This is a genomic window from uncultured Shewanella sp. (assembly GCF_947491715.1).
Lineage (GTDB): Bacteria > Pseudomonadota > Gammaproteobacteria > Enterobacterales > Shewanellaceae > Shewanella.
This window is the reverse complement of record NZ_CANLKR010000113.1, coordinates 1-538: the sequence shown is the minus strand read 5'-3', so window position 1 is coordinate 538 and position 538 is coordinate 1. Positions and strand designations below refer to the sequence as shown.

Here is a 538-nt window from a genome sequence, read left to right as displayed (position 1 = left end):
TCAAGTTAGTCGTTAAGGTAAGGAGGTGATCCAGCCCCAGGTTCCCCTAGGGCTACCTTGTTACGACTTCACCCCAGTCATGAACCACACCGTGGTAAACGCCCTCCCGAAGGTTAAGCTATCTACTTCTGGTGCAGCCCACTCCCATGGTGTGACGGGCGGTGTGTACAAGGCCCGGGAACGTATTCACCGTGGCATTCTGATCCACGATTACTAGCGATTCCGACTTCATGGAGTCGAGTTGCAGACTCCAATCCGGACTACGACGAGCTTTATGAGATTAGCTCCACCTCGCGGCTTCGCAACCCTCTGTACTCGCCATTGTAGCACGTGTGTAGCCCTACTCGTAAGGGCCATGATGACTTGACGTCGTCCCCACCTTCCTCCGGTTTATCACCGGCAGTCTCCCTAAAGTTCCCACCATTACGTGCTGGCAAATAAGGATAAGGGTTGCGCTCGTTGCGGGACTTAACCCAACATTTCACAACACGAGCTGACGACAGCCATGCAGCACCTGTCTCACAGTTCCCGAAGGCAC

At 54.3% G+C, this 538-nt stretch carries 1 rRNA gene; it reads right to left on the bottom strand.

Going from position 1 to position 538, the window contains the following annotated elements:
• Window positions 1-18: 18 nt before the first annotated feature.
• A 16S ribosomal RNA gene (locus tag Q0779_RS23735) occupies window positions 19-538 on the bottom strand; the annotation flags it as partial.